Origin of the sequence: Chryseobacterium piperi (genome assembly GCF_002285635.2) — a bacterium.
Taxonomy (GTDB): Bacteria; Bacteroidota; Bacteroidia; order Flavobacteriales; family Weeksellaceae; genus Chryseobacterium; species Chryseobacterium piperi.
This window is the reverse complement of sequence record NZ_CP023049.2, coordinates 4,410,982-4,427,823: the sequence shown is the minus strand read 5'-3', so window position 1 is coordinate 4,427,823 and position 16,842 is coordinate 4,410,982. Positions and strand designations below refer to the sequence as shown.

Below are 16,842 nucleotides of genomic sequence, written 5' to 3'. Positions count from 1 at the left end.
TTGTTATATTGATAAATTATAAAATATTATGAACAATAAAACCAGACCTTTATTTTTTGCCTGCCTTGGACTTCTCTTCGGAATGTTTGTTATGTACGTTTTTAACAAATTTACAGAGACTAAAAAGGACGGAGACTCAGGCAAACCCAATATTGAATATAGCAGTACCGCTGATAAATCAGCCGTAAATAATCAGAATCAGCAGCCTATTGATCAACTCACTGCTGAAAAAACAGTGATTAGTTATGTAAAACAAAATCATCGACTTCCTGATTATTATATAACAAAAAATGAGGCCAGAAAGCAAGGTTGGAATCCCTCTCAGGGAAACCTTTGTCAAGTATTACCGGGACGGGCTCTTGGTGGTGACCGATTTGGAAACAGAGAGGGTAATCTACCAAAAGGAAATCAATATTTTGAAGCAGACGTTAATTATAACTGTGGAAACAGAAATGCGGACCGCATTATCTTTACTAAAAATGGTGATGTTTACCTGACCAAAAATCATTATAAAAGTTTTGAAAAGCAGTAATTACTTTTTACTTATATTTTTAATTCTTTTATTTTCCTGTTCAGACACACCAAAAAAATCAAAGAAAGAAAAGAAAGAAATAGTAATACTAATTCAACCATTCAATGATATAAAACCTGAAAGAGTAAGGTTCGTAACTGCTGAGATTAAAAAGATTTATCCAAACATAAAAATTTTAGATGCTATAGATCTACCCGAAAATGCATATTACAAGGAAAGAAAACGCTATAAGGCTGATTCTATAATCAAATTTTTAAGTGAAAAGACAGAAGATGGTTTTATAACAATTGGATTAACCTCTAAAGACATCAGTACTACGAAAGGTAAAATAAAAGATTTTGGAATAATGGGCTTAGGCTACAGGCCAGGAAAAGCTTGTGTTGCTTCAAATTTCAGATTAAACCATAAAAAAATAGACGAACAGTTTTTTAAGATTGCTATTCATGAACTTGGCCACACACAAGGACTGAAACATTGTCCAGAAAAAACATGTTTTATGAGAAGTGCAGAAGGTAAGAATCCTACTGATGAAGAAATTGATTTTTGCCAGAAATGCAAGACTTTTTTAAAGAATAAAAATTGGAAATTCAACTCAATATGAAAACAATATATATAGATTTTACGAACATAGGAGATTATGAGGACTTTTATGCTCAGCTGAAAGAAAAAATCACCCTTCCTGAATATTTTGGGGATAACCTTGATGCACTTTATGATGTTATAACCGGCGACCTGGAAATGCCACTTCACCTTGAATTTGTGAACATGACTGTCGACCAACTTGAAACTTTCGAAGATCTGCTTACCACTCTCGAAGATGCAGACGAAGAATTAGAAGACTTTACATTCAGCTATTATCTTGAACAATATGAGGATGAGGATGAGGACGAGGATGAAGAAGACGAGACTGAAGATCAGGAATAATTCTGAAAATTAAATCTCTTAAATTTTATAATAACTAAAAAAGCATTCCTTTTGGAATGCTTTTTTAGTTATATCGTGTGAATGTTATTTACCAATTACTTCTGTAATAGGATTTCCTACATTTCCACTTGGAAACTGAATTTTCAGTAAAGAAGAAACGGTAGGTGCGATATCTGTCATATGGTACGCCTTATTGCTTTCTCCATGCTGAATCCCCCACCCCATAAATAATAATGGAATATGAGAATCATAAGAATTCCATACACTATGTGTTGTTCCTGTTTTAGCATAAGATGGAAGCATAGAATCATGAGAGATAAGCTGTATATCCCCACTTCTTTGTCTGTTTATCCCGTTGATAATTCTCTGTTTGATAGGCTCCGGAATTGTTGCTTCCTGAACTTCTTTCACAGAAACTGCATATAAAACAGTAGGATCTTTTTCAAGTTCCTGAATAGTAAAATCTCTTACATCATTTAATTCGATTTTATTGTCTTGTAACAATTTTCTATCAAAATAAATCTGGTAATTATCAACCGCATTGATCAACTTGTCTACGCCAAATTTTTCTTTCAGCTTTTGGTTGATATCTTTCTGGCTGTTTTCTCCAAAGAAACCTGTTGGAATTTTATGTTCCTGTAAAAATCCTACAGAATGAGCTCCTCCATGGTCAGCAGATAAGAAAACCGTATACTCTCCCTTTCCTACTTTAGAATCAAGATAATTGAAGAATTCTGCAAGATCTTTATCCAGCCTTAAGTAAACGTCTTCTACTTCTATAGAATTCGGACCAAATTTATGGCCTGCATAATCCGTAGAAGCTAAATTGATTGCAAGGAAATCCGTAATATCATCACCTCCCAGCTTTTCACCTTCTACAGAAGCTTCTGCCAATTTTAAGGTCAATGTATTTCCAAAAGGCGTATAACGGATATTATCTCTTTTATCTTTATAATCTTTGGCTAAATTACTATATGGGAATGTTGGAGTTTTGGAGCTTCCCAAAAGCCCTTCCCAGGAAGAGTTATCAGGAGCACTTTCTGTATACTGATTGATTGGCAATAAGGTATTCCATCCATTCGCTACTAGTTTTTCCGGTAAGTTCTGAGAGTTAAAAGATTTCAACCACTGTGGTAAATCATTCATATACCAGCTGCTGGTAATAAAGTTTCCTGTAGAATCATCAAACCAGAATGCACCGTTTGGCGTATGTCCTGCGGGAAGAATCGAAGCACGGTCTTTTAAAGATACCCCAATTACCTTTGCCTGGAAATTAGTAGCTAATCTCAATTCATCCGTAACCGTTGTTGACCAAAGGTTTTTCGGAGAATGACTTCCCGTTTTCGTATTGGTAGTTCCAACAGGTTGTACGCTTCCGTCTGCAGTACAATACACATTCTTTCCTGTTTCTTTATCTGTCCAGTCATTACCCGCGATTCCATGAATTGCCGGAACCGACCCTGTATAAATACAAGTGTGTCCTAAAGCTGTGATCGTAGGAACATAAGGAATATGAACATTATTTAAAGCATATCCGGTGTTCAGCAACCTCTTGAAACCATCATTTCCATACTTGTTGTAAAAACGATACAAATAATCCCAACGCATCTGGTCTACTACTAAGCCTACAACTAATTTGGGTCTTTCTAATTGAGAATTTTTGTTCTTCTGAGCATCAATTGTAACTACGGACAACAAGGTAAGTGCCGCAATTGAAATTTTCCTAAGCATCTAGTAAATTTTTATTGAAAGCAAATTTAAGGGTTTTCAAAGTTTTGTAGTATGAAATTTTATTTAAATTTGAAAATCTGAATAAATAATCTTTTTCTCGTTACAGATTCATAATTTATATCGATAATATACACATTGTAAAAAATAACAAATACCCCTTTTTACTTACTATGATAGAAATTAAAAAATTAGGAAAGCTCAGGAATAACCCTACGGTAGATTGGGGGCTCAACGGATATGAGACGGACACTATATTTGTAGTATCCGCTATAGAAATGCCACATACATTTGAATTTTCATTAAGAGAGAAAAAACAACATTATAAAAAGGTCTGGGAAACAAACTCCGATGAGATGAGCGAACTCAATGAAATTATTGAGAAAGGACATTCTTTTGGAGCCTTTGACGGAGATAAGCTGGTTGGCTGGCTCATCGCTGAGCATAGGGAATGGAACAACAGCTTTTATATAGAAAACATTTTAATCAGTGAAAAGCTAAGGGGGCAAGCCATTGGAAAGCAACTAATCAAAATGGCCAGTAGAGAAGCCCGAAATTTACGTTGCAGAATAGTAGAATTGGAAACGCAAAACACCAATTATTCAGCTATAAAATTCTATCAGCGGGCAGGATTTAATTTTACGGGTATTAATACCAAATTATATAAAGATTCTACAGAAACGGCCATATACATGAGCTTTGATGTTCTGTAATATAATATTTACCAGTCACTCAGAATTCTTGACCTGTGAGATAATCCCCAGAAATGCAGTTCATCCAGTACCTTTTCAAGAGACATCCCATGTTCTGTAATAGAGTATTCTACTTTCGGTGGAACAGCGTCAAACGCTTCTCTCTTTATAAGCTTATTCATTTCCAAAAGCTTTAATTCTTTGGATAACATTTTATCTGTAATTCCAATTACTTCTTTTGAAAGCTCGTTAAACCTTTTGGGCTTTTCGGATAACGAAAAAAGAATCAGTAATTTCCACTTTCCTTCTACAGCTTCCAAAGCATCCTTAATGGAAAGCATCGTTTTAGGGCATCCTCCGTTTGCTAGCATAACTCATTGATTTCAATATTACTTTCCGACCAGATAGCACTATCTCTCAGGAAAGTAATCCTGCTCGGATAACAAAAGTAAGTAATTTTGATTGATCAATACAATACATAATTACAAATGAAAACTTCAAGAATTTTAAGCATCTCACTTTGGATCGCACAGATCTTTCTATCTGTTTCATTATTTTGGGCATCCGCTATGAAACTATTTCAACCTATTGACCAGCTTGCTGAAATGTGGCCATGGACAGCAAAAAATAGAGAGTTGGTAATTTTTACCGGAATTATAGATGTATTAGCTGCTATCGGGCTCTTACTTCCGAATATAATCAGCCCTAGAACAAAACTTACCACATACACTGCTTATGGAATAATCATATTAATGATTTCAGCTTCTCTTTTTCATATTTTCCGGGGAGAGACTTCGCAAATTGGCATTAATATTTTATTTCTGTTCATCGCTTTGTATATCACCTGGGGCAAAAAAAAGCAGTTGAAGCATATGAATTCAATTGAAAGAACCGATTAAAGATATAATAAAACGCATCTTTTGGATGCGTTTTATCTTAGAATCACACTCTAACAATTAATACATTCTCATGAATATGAATGAACTTATATACTTTTCTTTAGTGCTTATAAAAGAAAACTCAATCTCTGAGACTGTTTATTATATAGACAACTCAAAATTAATTTTTATTACAGATCAAATAAATAGTCATTAAAAAATTTAATCATTGTTTAGTAATATCAGCAACAAATTTTATTATACCATTTGAAAATTTTATGATATGATTCATCCAATTGCTCTTTCTATACGAAAACAGATTACAAAAAAGCTCAAAGTATTCCTGCTTTTATTAAATTTGCCCGTCAAAAGATTATTGAATCATCAATGAGTGTAAATAAAAATATCCTAGAAAAAATGTCAAGTGCTGAGCTTGAAAAATACATCAAACCAGACAGTAGATTTATGCCTCAGGCTATTGAATATGCGTTTGAAATATTAGAGGCAAGAGGTAGAGTTTTCAGTCCTGAAGAGATTGAAAAAAAGAATACTTTGATTGCAGAAAAGCAGAATAATACAGAAGTGATGATTCATCCCTATCATACCAAGGCAGCTAACTTAATATATCTTTCAGGTGCGTTAGCTGTTGCAAACATCATCTGGACTTATGAATCTCTTACATCAGCCATGGCTGTATTTATAGTACTGATCACTCTTTCATTTATTTTTGGAATGGGCTATTTAGCTGGAAAAGGAACAGATTGGGTAAAATATGTTCTTCTGGTAATCCTGGGTTTAGGGTTGTTTGCTTTGCCGATAATACTAATGACTCTGCGAAGCAACCCTGTGCTTGGAGTCATCAATATCACTCAAACCGTCCTTCAAATATGGGCAGTCATTATATTATTTAAAGTACCTAAAAAAACCGTACATGATTAGTCTAAAGCTTAAAGAGCGTTAATAATAAATATCTGTGGTGTAATAAATAGATACATTAAACTGTTATTAGTGTAAATAATACCGCATATGAAAACTTTTCTCTTTCTGTTTTTGTTTATTGTGAGTAATCTCGTTGCACAAAACACGTCCTCTTCCGAAGACTTTTTCCAGACTTCTGATCATGTAAAAATACACTACAAAGTCTCTGGAGTCGGTGAGCCATGTATTTACATTCCCGGAGGGCCAGGTCAGGGATATGCTTCATTTGAGCTCTTGGGTGGAAATCAACTGGAGAAAAATATCAAAATGATTTATATGGATCAAAGAGGCTCGGGAAAATCAGCCCAGTCCGATAGTTATCACTTAGATAAAATGGTCCAGGATATTGAAGAATTACGGCAATATCTAAAATTAGAAAAGGTTTTCCTAATGGCTCATTCGTTCGGTGGAATTATTGCGGTAAACTATGCAAAGAAGTATCCACAACATGTAAAAGGTATTATTTTAGCCAATGTGACTTTACATTTTCTAAATGAAAAATCTGTTAAAGAACAGATTGAATATGCTAATCAGCTTCTCCATCAGGAAAACAAAAATATAGAAAAAGACAGTCTTTCTTCGGAGCTTTCTAAATTAAGTAAATTATTGAGAGCTAAAAGAATGGGATATAGGTTTTTGACCGATGACATTGAGACTATTAAGGAAATGGATAAAATAGACTCATTAAATCCAAGAATTATTGATTTTGGAATGGCTGTTATTACAAAGCCCAAAGAGTTTTCCGAATATTATATGGATTATACTCCATTGACCAGGGAGATTAAAGTCCCAACCCTTATCATTACTGGAAAGAGAGACAAGGCAGTAGGTACCAGACATTATGAATCATTTCGGTTTATCAATAAAAAAATAGTACAAATTAACGGTGGGCATCTTTTATATTATGAGAAAAATCCGGAATTTATCCATTCAGTTTGGGACTTTGTACGCAAAGAGAAATAACAACATCTATTTATTTACTACACATTTTTTTAATTGAACAGAATAAAAAAACATAGACTTACTCAGTAATTATATGACGATCATCATGGTTGGTATTGTATTGGATGCTCCGACTTTACACCTATAAATATTGAGCTATGAAAACATTAAAAAAAATCGACGAAAACACCAACGTCATTACTTGGTTTGAAATCCCGGTCAGTGATACAGGCAGAGCAAAAGCATTTTATGAAACTATTTTAGATATTAAAATGACCACCCGCTCTATTCCCGAAACGAATGAAGAACTTACATTCTTTCCTTATGATCCTAACATTGTACAAGCAACCTCAGGAAGAATTACCGGAGTTTTATCAAAATCTGAGAACAATCAACCTTCCGGAAAAGGTACTTTGGTCTATATCAACGCCTATCCCGAAATTCAAAAGGTCCTGGATAAAGTAGAACCTGCAGGTGGAAAAATAATTAGCCCCCCTATGCAGATGAACGCAGGATACATTGCGGTCATCATAGATACGGAAGGCAATAGAATCGGCCTTCACGCAGAAAAATAATCTATTACGTGCATATTTAAGTAACAAAAAAACGCGCCCGAAGGGCGCGTTTTCTATATATAAGTTTAATCAGATTAAAACTTTAGATCTCCGTTTACTTCTCTTACCGCTTTAGCAGCTTCAGCAAACTTCAGTTGTTCTTCTGCAGTAAGAGTAATATTTACGATCTTCTCTACCCCATTTTTCCCGATAATAGCAGGAACTCCCAGACAGATATCGTTTTGATTGTATTCTCCTTCTAACATTAAAGAACAAGGAATCATTTTCTTTTGATCACATGCAATTGCATGAACCATTACAGAAACTGCAGCACCCGGTGCATACCAAGCAGAAGTTCCTAATAATTTAGTTAATGTAGCTCCTCCAACTGTAGTTTCTTCAATAACGTACTTTTGTTGATCTGCATCAAGGAATTCAGTTACAGGAACTCCGTTTCTCGTTGCTTTGCTTAATAAAGGAAGCATTCCCGTATCACTGTGAGCAGCGATTACCATTCCGTCTACATCAGAGATTGGACTTTCTAATGCTTCAGCCAATCTGTATTTAAATCTGGCAGAATCCAGTGCTCCTCCCATTCCGATAATTTTATTTTTCGGAAGACCAGAAGTTTTGTGTACCAAATAAGCCATTGTATCCATAGGGTTAGAAACCACGATGATAATAACGTCAGGAGAATGTTTTACAAGATTTGCAGTAACATCCTTTACAATTCCGGCATTGATCCCAATCAACTCTTCTCTTGTCATTCCTGGTTTTCTTGGAATTCCTGAAGTGATTACTGCTACATGAGAACCTGCAGTTTTGCTGTAATCTCCTGTCGTTCCAGTAATTTTGGTATAAAAACCGTTAAGCGATGCTGTCTGCATCAAATCCATTGCCTTCCCTTCAGCAAAACCTTCTTTAATGTCTACTAAAACTACTTCTGAACAGAAGTTTTTCATAGCGATGTATTCCGCACAGCTTGCTCCTACAGCGCCTGCACCTACTACAGTTACTTTCATAATGTATACTTTTTAAAATTATTTATTTTTAGTTCAGTCTAAAAATTTGACTCCCAAATTTAATAATTCCTGAAAAATTGAGCAATCTTTCAGAAATTTAATTATCTGCAAAGGATATATTTAGATTGATAAGGGTGTTTAGTTTACGTTTAGTAAAAACGTATATAATTTTTTAGCCCCTGATAATACTTCACTGTAATTATTTTCCGTCACCTCAGTGTCCAAGACTTCTTTAAAATTTTTCCACATCGGTCCCGTGTTTTCCTGATAACATCCAAAGAAATTAAAGGTAACCTCATCGAAGCCTTCCGTTTTAGAAAGTTGCTTGGCAATCACATTACCGCCTAATGTAGAGCCCTCGATGACATACATCATTCCTAATGCCTCATGTTCATTTTTGATTTCAAGAGGATGAGAAGCTACTTGATTTTCCAATTCAAGGCTTTCCAGGTCTTTTTCAATAAGAGAAAGCTTTTTTCTTTGATCCAGCTGAAGCTTTTCTTTAAAGTTTTCAGAAAGACTTTTGAATATTTTATCTTCAGAATGCAAAAGCATTAAGTAATTGGTATTGATGATTTTTTTGTAGTCTTCTAAAGTAAAAGTCTTATTGAAAATCTTTTCAGAGTTAAAAAGCTTTTCAGCAGCGTCATGATATTCTGCTGTATTTTTTTTAAGATATTCTGATACCATAATAACAGTTTAATAGTTCCTCAAATTTAAGGCTTTTTAAACGTTAAAATGAAAGAAGTACCATCTTTATTACTCTCATAATCTACATTTCCACCAATTCTTTTCATAATACGATGAACGATAGATAAACCTACTCCATTTCCTTTAAATTTTTTCGCATTATCCATCCTGTTGAAAATTTTAAACATTTTATGTTTATCTTCACTGGGAATTCCTATCCCGTTATCTGAAATTCTATATACTACAAATTCATCATCTTCTGTTCCATGAATTTCAACAGTTGGACGGTCTTGTTGTGAAGAGTACTTAACAGCATTATTAATGATATTCAAAAATACCTGATGGAGCATGGTTTTATCTGCCAATACCTCAGGACAATCCTTAACAATGATTTCACTTCGGGGACTATCAAAGGTTATTTTCGCATTTTCCGAAATCTTTTTAATGGCATTCATGGTCGGCAGACTCTCCAGCTCTATTTCACTGTGTTTAGCTCGGCTTAACTGCAATACATCATGCATCATTATAGCCATATTATCAATCTCTTCAATAATAGACTTCAGCTTATTGGTGTTTTTTTCAGAATTTTCAAAATTGGCAAGCAGCATCTGAGCATTAAGTTTCATAACGGTAAGGGGAGTTCCCAAGTCGTGCGAAATTGTATAGGAAAAACTATCTAATTCTTCATTTACTTTTTTCAACTGATCGTTCAGGTGTTTAATGATATTATACTGTTTGTGGGAAGTTTCTAAAATTACATTCCGGATAGCATGTACTGCGCTGATATTTCTAGAATTCCATCTTTTTGAATTTCCTTTGATATTTTCTGCAAAAACCTCAAAAGAAGTTCTTGGAGACACCACCTGCTTCTCCTGTCCATCCTGTACGAAGATTTCTATCTTTTTTTCCGGGTTTCCAGCCCAATGAATATGCTCATCAAACTCTTTACGAAACCACATCAGCATTTCATTTTTACTCCTGTCAATAAAATAAATGATAATGCCCGCTGTATTTTTATCTAAGGGTAAATCATCCGCATGTTCCTTTAGGAAACTGCGGTTTATATAAATACTTTTATCGGTATTTTCATAGGCCCAGTCTACCACTTTCCGGATCACATCATGCACAGGGGTAATCCCTATAGTTACTATATTTTCATCAGAAATAATAGCCAGACCATCGGCTTCCGGTAAATCTTTAATTTCCATCCTGCTTTCAACCAAAGAATCGAATAAAGAATTGTATTTTAGAAATTCTGTTTTTAAATAAGATGACTGCTCATCTAAATCCAGTCGATATTTAAGCTCATTCTTAGTCTTAAATGACGAGTAGGCATTTGATGCCAAGGCAGTGAAAATTCCTGCCTGTACCCTATCTTCAAGATCTATATGTTTCGGTTCAGAATTTTGACAGGTAACCAACCCCCACAGCTTATCATCAATAATAATGGAAACACTGAAGCTTGAAGAAGCTCCTGAGTTTTTAATATACAGCCCATGAATCGGGGACATTCCCCTTGAAGCAGCAAAGGTAAGATCAATTTTATCTTCAGTCTTACTCATCAGGGGAACTGTTTCAGCATATACATTACTGAAAATCCGTTTTCTTTTTTTCATATACAGCCTTCTTGCCTGCATTGGAATATCCGTTTCGGGATAATGCAGACCAAGGTAACTTTGCATATTTTCATTTCTCTTTTCAGCCACCACTTTCCCTGAACCATCTGCCATAAATTTATACACCATCATCCGGTCATAATTCACAATTTTGGAAAGTGTATTGAGTAACTGATCCCAAATATCTTGGGCATTGTCAATAATATAGAAATTATCATACTTATTAGATATCCGCTTATTAGGATTTTCTAATACCGCTTCAAATTCTAAAAAGATATGGTCTCCGTTTCGAAAAACGGAAAAATGATATTCTTTTCCATTGATAAATATTTTATCAAAATGGGTCTCATTTTCTCTTCTGGTGAACTGATCCAGTGAAGTATAAATTTCTGATTCAATAATACTTTGGAAGCTTTCAGGAATGTCAGTAATCTTCTTATCGAAAATTGATCTTACATTCTCGACAGTAAATATATCCCTGATATTTTCACTGAAAAAAGCAATGGTGTGAGATTCTGCATTAATGCCAATCAGGTATCCAAAACTTTGTATATACCCCGGAATATGTATGGGCTCTTCATGACATTCTACAAAATTCATAATATTCAAAAAACAATCAAATATAACGATTTTTTCGGAGCTATATTACTTTGTGGTACCTAATTTTCGGAGATAGTCCGTTCATTACCAGGCCTGTTTAAAGATTCCTTTTTCATTTATATTATAAGAAAAATTCACTAAAAAAACAAGTCATTTTTCTTAAAAAACCTCATAAATGATTATTCGCATTTATCCAATATTAAAATATAATAATTCTGTTAATTAAGCTAAAATTAGTAAATTTATATCACCAAAACATGAATATAATGATAAATATTGAATTATTTAACCAATTATTCAATATTTATTTCTCTAATAATCAAATACATCAGCATGAAAAATTTCCCATCGATCATCTTCAGTTTTTGCCTAAGCTTAAAACTTCTGAATTTCTCTAAAGTACATCAAAAGTGAGCAAACTTTAGAAGACCTCATCAATCATTTAACCCAATATAAAGCACTATGACTTTTTTTTCAATAAAAAAAAGCAAGCAATTATTTTGCTTCTTGTTATTCTCCTTATCATTGACCGGACAGGTAAAAGACACCATTCAAGCCAAACAGGAAGAAGATCCTGTTAAATATCCCGTACTTCAGATCAAGGGACTTTTTCAGGCACGTTATCTTGTAGGCATGACCAAAGATGTGGACGTGAACGGTCTCCATCATGAAGATGGCTCTGGAACCGATAATAATTTCATGCTCAAATATATGAGAGTACAGGTTCGGGCACAGATCAGTAAACGTACAGAGGTTGTTCTATTGGCAAATTTAGCAGACTTCAAAAATGATCCCAAAAGCAGGGTTCTAGAAAATGCTTTTTTAAAATATACTTTCAACCCAAAACTAGCTATTACTGTTGGGCAGTTTCGTCCATGGTTTGGTATTGAAGAAACTTATCCTATAGATATCATCAAATCCCTGGACTGGTCTAACCAGTATACAGAATTTGGAAAACTGGGATGGACTAGTTTTCAGATAGGAATGTCTGCAACCGGTCAGCTTCAACTGGGAGAAATCCCATTTCAATACGCAGTTTCTGTAGTTAATGGAAACGGGAAAAACCAGATTAATGATAATGACAATGGTAAACAGTACTCAACGAGGTTAGTATTCGGTCTTGCCAAAAAATATAATTTTAACGTAGGGTTAAATGGTGGTATCGGCGAAGTATTCGGTAAAAAAGTATATGCTCTGGGGGTTGATCTCAGCTCATTGGTTACTTTTGACCCCAGATGGAGTCTCGACATGCAGCTGGAGGCCAAACAAGCTACCAATCATGTATTATACAATTCTATAGATCCGGAGCAAAGGCCTTCTAATCCGGACAACTATTTGATTCGCGGCATTTATTTTCTACCTAACCTTAGATACGAGATTAATCACAAAAATCTCAGCGCTTTTGAATTATCCTGCCGGTATGAATATCTGGATACCAATTTCAGAATGAATTCCAACCCACGGCAAACCATCACCCCTATGGTTGGCTTAGAATTTCTTAAAAATTATGGAGCCAGAATCCAGCTCGGTGTTCAGTTCGACCGTTACAAAAAACAGGTTGTCAACACTTCTCAATATAACAACAATCTATTCATTGTTCAGGTACAGAGTAGATTCTAATCATTAATATCATTTTACTATTATGAAAGAAATTAATATCAAAAATGTGGCAATTACTTTTGCTGTTGCCCTTATTATCTGGTTCATTCCTGTACCCGACGGTGTTACTCCCGATGCGTGGCACTTATTTGCAATTTTTGCAGCAACTATTTTAGGAATTATTCTTAAAGCTGCTCCAATGGGTACCATGTGTATGATGGCTGTTGGATTTACAGCACTTACGCAGGTGGTAGCTCCCGGAGATGCAGGAAAATCAATTACAAAAGCACTTTCTGGTTTTGGAGATAAAGTTATTTGGCTTATTGGAATCTCGTTCTTTATTGCCCGTGGATTTATTAAAACAGGACTTGGAAACCGTATTGCCTTTCTGTTTATCAGAATTTTCGGTAAAAGTTCTTTAGGCTTAGCTTATGGTTTAGGACTTGCAGACGTTTGTCTTGCACCGGCTATACCCAGCAATACAGCAAGAGGTGGCGGAATTATCTATCCTATTATGAAATCGATGGCTATCAGTTTCGATTCCGTCCCTGAGAAACCTGAAACCCACAGAAAATTAGGTTCATTCTTAACACTGAATAGTTACTATATGAATCTGATTTCCTCATCTATGTTCTTAACCGGGACTGCCAGCAATCCAATGTGTCAGAAATTCGCTGCTAACCTTGGAATTAATATCACCTGGATGTCATGGGCTGCAGCAGGATTTCTGCCAGGACTCGTTGCCTTCTTTGTCGTTCCTTTGGTCTTATACAAATTATACCCGCCGGAATTGAAAAAAACAGGAAATGCTCCTAAAATGGCAGCTGAAAAACTAAAGGAAATGGGGCCTATTTCCCGAAACGAGTGGCTGATGTTATTGGCATTCTTTATTCTGCTGGCTCTTTGGATTTTTGGCGGAGCTCTTTCTATTGATGCTACAACTACTGCTTTTATTGGATTAACCCTATTGTTATTAACATCTGTACTAACCTGGGAGGATGTAAAAGCTGAAAAAGGAGCATGGGATACTATCGTTTGGTTTGCAGTATTGGTTATGATGGCAAGCTCATTAAATGAACTGGGATTCATTGGTTGGTTTAGTGATCTCATCAAAGTTAAAATTGGTGGATTAAGCTGGCAGGTAGCCTTTCCTGTAATTATAGTCGTGTACTTTTTCAGCCACTATATTTTCGCTAGTGCAACAGCTCATGTTGCTGCAATGTATGCTGCATTATTGGGTGTAGGAGTTGCAGTTGGAATTCCCCCGATGCTTTTAGCTATGATGTTGGGTTTCTTAGGATCCATCTACGGAGTTCTTACCCATTATGGCCATGGCCCAGCTCCTGTATTTTTCGGAAGTGGCTATGTAGAATTGAAAGCCTGGTGGCTTCGTGGTCTGGAAATAGGAATTGTATTGCTTATTATCTACATGGTTGTCGGAGGTCTTTGGATGAAAATCTTAGGTTATTATTAATAAAAAAATAAAAAATTATGCTGACTACATTGTCAAGAAAAATGCTGATGTGCCTTACAGGACTTTTCCTAAGCTTCTTTCTGCTGATTCACTTCCTTGGAAACCTTCAGCTGTTTTTACCTCAGGAGCAGGCTCATCTGCAATTTAATGCTTACTCTCATTTTTTATCAGGAAATATTGTAATAAAAATTGTTTCCTATGTCCTCTACATCAGTATTGCTCTTCATGCATTAGATGGCTTAATTATCACATTAAAAAATAAAAAATCAGGAGGAAACTACCAATCTGACAGAAGAGGGAGAGCCAGTAAATGGTATTCCCGTAATATGGGCATATTAGGAACTTTATTATTAATCTTTCTGGTCATTCATTTTCAGAATTTCTGGTACGTTTATAAATTCGGCACTCCTCCACTGGATGAAAATGGAAATAAAGATTTATATATCCTCGTCATAACAGTCTTTAAGGAATGGTGGTATGTACTTATTTATATCCTGTCCATGATTGCCCTATGTTATCATCTTATTCATGGCATATACAGTGCAATCAGGACGCTGGGATTGTACCATCCTAAATTTGTCAAATGGTTTAAAACCATAGGAATCGCCTATTCGGTAATTATCAGTCTGGGATTTGCCCTAATGCCAATTTACGTTTTCTTCACCGCCAATTAAATAAAAAAAATGATGATGCTAGATTCTAAAATACCTCAAGGGCCGTTAGAACAAAAATGGTCTAATTATAAAAAAACAGCAAAACTCGTTAACCCGGCCAACCGTAAAAAACTAGACGTTATCGTGGTTGGAACCGGATTAGCCGGGAGCTCAATTGCTGCCTCTTTAGGAGAAATGGGCTATAATGTCAAATCTTTCTGTTTTCAGGACAGCCCGAGAAGGGCACATTCAGTTGCTGCCCAAGGCGGTGTTAATGCTGCTAAGAATTATAAAAATGATGGTGACAGCGTATACAGAATGTTCGTAGACACTTTAAAAGGAGGTGATTTCCGGGCTCGTGAATCCAATGTATACCGAATGGCAGAATGTTCTTTAAACCTCATCGATCAGGCTGTAGCACAAGGAGTGCCTTTCGGAAGAGAGTATGGAGGTTACCTCAACAACCGTTCTTTTGGTGGTGTTCAGGTGAGCCGGACTTTTTACGCAAGAGGACAAACCGGACAACAGCTGCTTTTGGGAGCATATCAGGCTTTAATGAGACAGGTTAGTAAAAAAACCGTGGAACTTTTTTCAAGGCATGAAATGCTCGACCTGGTAATGATTGATGGTAAAGCCAGAGGAATCATCGTAAGAAATCTGGATACCGGAGAAATTGAACGACATGCCGCTCATGCTGTTATTTTAGCAACAGGTGGATATGGTAAGATTTATTATTTGTCAACCCTGGCAATGGGATGCAATGGTTCTGCGATCTGGAGAGCACATAAAAAAGGAGCTCTCATGGCTTCTCCAAGCTGGATTCAGGTACACCCTACTTCATTACCACAATCAGGAGATTACCAGTCCAAGCTAACGCTTATGTCGGAATCTCTTCGCAATGACGGGAGAATATGGGTTCCATTGAAAGAAAATGAAACCAGGACTCCTAACGACATTCCCGAAAATGAAAGAGATTATTACCTGGAAAGAAGATACCCAGCTTTTGGAAATCTAGCACCCAGAGATATTTCTTCCCGGGCAGCCAAGGAAAGAATTGATGCCGGATTTGGCATAGGTCCTTTAAAAAATGCAGTATATCTGGATTTTTCCAAAGCTATAAAAGAACAGGGAAAAGAAAAGATCCAGGAAAAATATGGAAATCTATTTGACATGTATCTTAAAATTACAGGATACAATGCCTACAAAGAACCTATGATGATCTCTCCTTCAGCACATTTTTCAATGGGTGGCCTATGGGTCGATTATGAGCTGATGACAACAATTCCGGGATTATTTGCTCTGGGGGAAGCTAATTTTGCAGATCATGGAGCCAACAGACTAGGAGCCAATTCCCTGCTTCAAGCTTCTGTTGACGGGTACTTCATTGCTCCCTACACCATTGCCAATTATCTTTCCGGTGAAATTCATACCGGTAAAATTTCCACAGATCATCCTGAGTTTGAAAAGGCTGAAAATGCCGTTAAGCAACAGATCATAGGTTTAATCAACATTCAGGGAACGAAAACAGTCGACTATTATCATAAGATATTAGGAAAACTACTGTATGATTATTGTGGACTGGCAAGAAATGAAGAAGGATTGAAATATGCCATTAAAGAAATACGCCTGTTAAAAGAAGAGTTTTACAAAAATGTTCGGGTTTCAGGAGATAAAGATCATATGAATACCGAACTCGAAAAAGCGGGCCGTGTAGCCGATTATTTTGAAATTGGAGAACTGATGTGCTATGATGCTTTAACCAGAAATGAATCCTGTGGTGCTCACTTCCGTGAAGAATATCAGACTCCAGACGGAGAAGCATTGAGAAACGATTCCGAGTTCCAGTTTATCTCTGCATGGGCATGGACAGGAGAGAACAATGAACCGGAATTAATTAAAGAACCGCTTGTATTTGAAGAGATACAACCAACCGTAAGAAGTTATAAATAAAAACAAAAAT

At 35.8% G+C, this 16,842-nt stretch carries 17 protein-coding genes; 12 read left to right on the top strand and 5 right to left on the bottom strand.

What is annotated here, in order from left to right:
- Nucleotides 1–28: 28 nt before the first annotated feature.
- The 3 genes from CJF12_RS19420 to CJF12_RS19410 are packed head-to-tail and all read left to right on the top strand — an operon-like array spanning nucleotide 29 to nucleotide 1,456.
- Entirely contained in the window at nucleotides 29–532 is a 504-nt protein-coding gene (locus tag CJF12_RS19420) for a ribonuclease domain-containing protein (protein WP_084675681.1), read from the top strand.
- Nucleotides 519–1,133 carry a matrixin family metalloprotease gene (locus tag CJF12_RS19415; RefSeq protein WP_034687071.1) on the top strand — a complete coding sequence of 205 codons (615 nt, stop codon included), beginning with the start codon at nucleotides 519–521 and terminating at the stop codon, nucleotides 1,131–1,133. The genes CJF12_RS19420 and CJF12_RS19415 overlap by 14 nt, the downstream gene beginning before the upstream one ends.
- Nucleotides 1,130–1,456 (top strand): barstar family protein, encoded by a 327-nt coding sequence (locus CJF12_RS19410; protein WP_034687072.1) that lies wholly within the window; start codon nucleotides 1,130–1,132, stop codon nucleotides 1,454–1,456. The genes CJF12_RS19415 and CJF12_RS19410 overlap by 4 nt, the downstream gene beginning before the upstream one ends.
- A gap of 84 nt (nucleotides 1,457–1,540) precedes the next feature.
- On the opposite strand, the gene pafA is transcribed toward CJF12_RS19410, so the two are convergent.
- Complete coding sequence (gene pafA, locus CJF12_RS19405; protein ID WP_034687076.1) at nucleotides 1,541–3,187, bottom strand: alkaline phosphatase PafA; 1,647 nt, start codon at nucleotides 3,185–3,187, stop codon at nucleotides 1,541–1,543.
- A gap of 170 nt (nucleotides 3,188–3,357) precedes the next feature.
- Between pafA and CJF12_RS19400 the strand changes: the two genes are divergently transcribed.
- Nucleotides 3,358–3,897, top strand: a complete 540-nt coding sequence (locus CJF12_RS19400) for a GNAT family N-acetyltransferase (protein WP_034687078.1) — start codon at nucleotides 3,358–3,360, stop codon at nucleotides 3,895–3,897.
- A gap of 8 nt (nucleotides 3,898–3,905) precedes the next feature.
- Here the strand turns inward: CJF12_RS19400 and CJF12_RS19395 are convergent, their stop codons facing one another.
- Nucleotides 3,906–4,247 carry a winged helix-turn-helix transcriptional regulator gene (locus CJF12_RS19395; RefSeq protein ID WP_034687079.1) on the bottom strand — a complete coding sequence of 114 codons (342 nt, stop codon included), beginning with the start codon at nucleotides 4,245–4,247 and terminating at the stop codon, nucleotides 3,906–3,908.
- Between the two features lie 117 nt (nucleotides 4,248–4,364).
- Between CJF12_RS19395 and CJF12_RS19390 the strand changes: the two genes are divergently transcribed.
- From CJF12_RS19390 to CJF12_RS19375, 4 genes are all read left to right on the top strand, one after another.
- Complete coding sequence (locus tag CJF12_RS19390) at nucleotides 4,365–4,775, top strand: DoxX family protein (protein WP_034687082.1); 411 nt, start codon at nucleotides 4,365–4,367, stop codon at nucleotides 4,773–4,775.
- Nucleotides 4,776–5,141: 366 nt separating this feature from the next.
- Nucleotides 5,142–5,693, top strand: a complete 552-nt coding sequence (locus CJF12_RS19385; protein WP_034687085.1) for a hypothetical protein — start codon at nucleotides 5,142–5,144, stop codon at nucleotides 5,691–5,693.
- An 87-nt stretch (nucleotides 5,694–5,780) separates the two neighbouring features.
- The gene (locus CJF12_RS19380) at nucleotides 5,781–6,695 is read left to right on the top strand and encodes an alpha/beta fold hydrolase (RefSeq protein ID WP_034687086.1); all 915 of its coding nucleotides are present in this window, start codon (nucleotides 5,781–5,783) and stop codon (nucleotides 6,693–6,695) included.
- A gap of 137 nt (nucleotides 6,696–6,832) precedes the next feature.
- Complete coding sequence (locus CJF12_RS19375) at nucleotides 6,833–7,249, top strand: VOC family protein (protein WP_034687088.1); 417 nt, start codon at nucleotides 6,833–6,835, stop codon at nucleotides 7,247–7,249.
- 74 nt (nucleotides 7,250–7,323) lie between these two features.
- Here CJF12_RS19375 and CJF12_RS19370 read toward each other — a convergent pair whose 3' ends face one another.
- From CJF12_RS19370 to CJF12_RS19360, 3 genes are all read right to left on the bottom strand, one after another.
- Nucleotides 7,324–8,250 carry a malate dehydrogenase gene (locus CJF12_RS19370; RefSeq protein WP_034687090.1) on the bottom strand — a complete coding sequence of 309 codons (927 nt, stop codon included), beginning with the start codon at nucleotides 8,248–8,250 and terminating at the stop codon, nucleotides 7,324–7,326.
- 138 nt (nucleotides 8,251–8,388) lie between these two features.
- Entirely contained in the window at nucleotides 8,389–8,940 is a 552-nt protein-coding gene (locus tag CJF12_RS19365; protein ID WP_034687092.1) for a biliverdin-producing heme oxygenase, read from the bottom strand.
- A gap of 26 nt (nucleotides 8,941–8,966) precedes the next feature.
- Entirely contained in the window at nucleotides 8,967–11,156 is a 2,190-nt protein-coding gene (locus CJF12_RS19360; protein ID WP_034687094.1) for an ATP-binding protein, read from the bottom strand.
- A gap of 462 nt (nucleotides 11,157–11,618) precedes the next feature.
- Between CJF12_RS19360 and CJF12_RS19355 the strand changes: the two genes are divergently transcribed.
- The 4 genes from CJF12_RS19355 to CJF12_RS19340 are packed head-to-tail and all read left to right on the top strand — an operon-like array spanning nucleotide 11,619 to nucleotide 16,832.
- Nucleotides 11,619–12,776 (top strand): porin, encoded by a 1,158-nt coding sequence (locus CJF12_RS19355; RefSeq protein WP_034687096.1) that lies wholly within the window; start codon nucleotides 11,619–11,621, stop codon nucleotides 12,774–12,776.
- Between the two features lie 22 nt (nucleotides 12,777–12,798).
- Nucleotides 12,799–14,229, top strand: coding sequence for an anion permease (locus tag CJF12_RS19350; protein WP_034687098.1), 1,431 nt, complete (start codon nucleotides 12,799–12,801; stop codon nucleotides 14,227–14,229).
- Between the two features lie 17 nt (nucleotides 14,230–14,246).
- Nucleotides 14,247–14,903 carry a succinate dehydrogenase cytochrome b subunit gene (locus CJF12_RS19345; protein ID WP_034687100.1) on the top strand — a complete coding sequence of 219 codons (657 nt, stop codon included), beginning with the start codon at nucleotides 14,247–14,249 and terminating at the stop codon, nucleotides 14,901–14,903.
- Between the two features lie 12 nt (nucleotides 14,904–14,915).
- A complete protein-coding gene (locus tag CJF12_RS19340) occupies nucleotides 14,916–16,832 on the top strand; it encodes a fumarate reductase/succinate dehydrogenase flavoprotein subunit (RefSeq protein ID WP_034687110.1) in 1,917 nt (638 codons plus the stop codon).
- Nucleotides 16,833–16,842 lie beyond the last annotated feature (10 nt).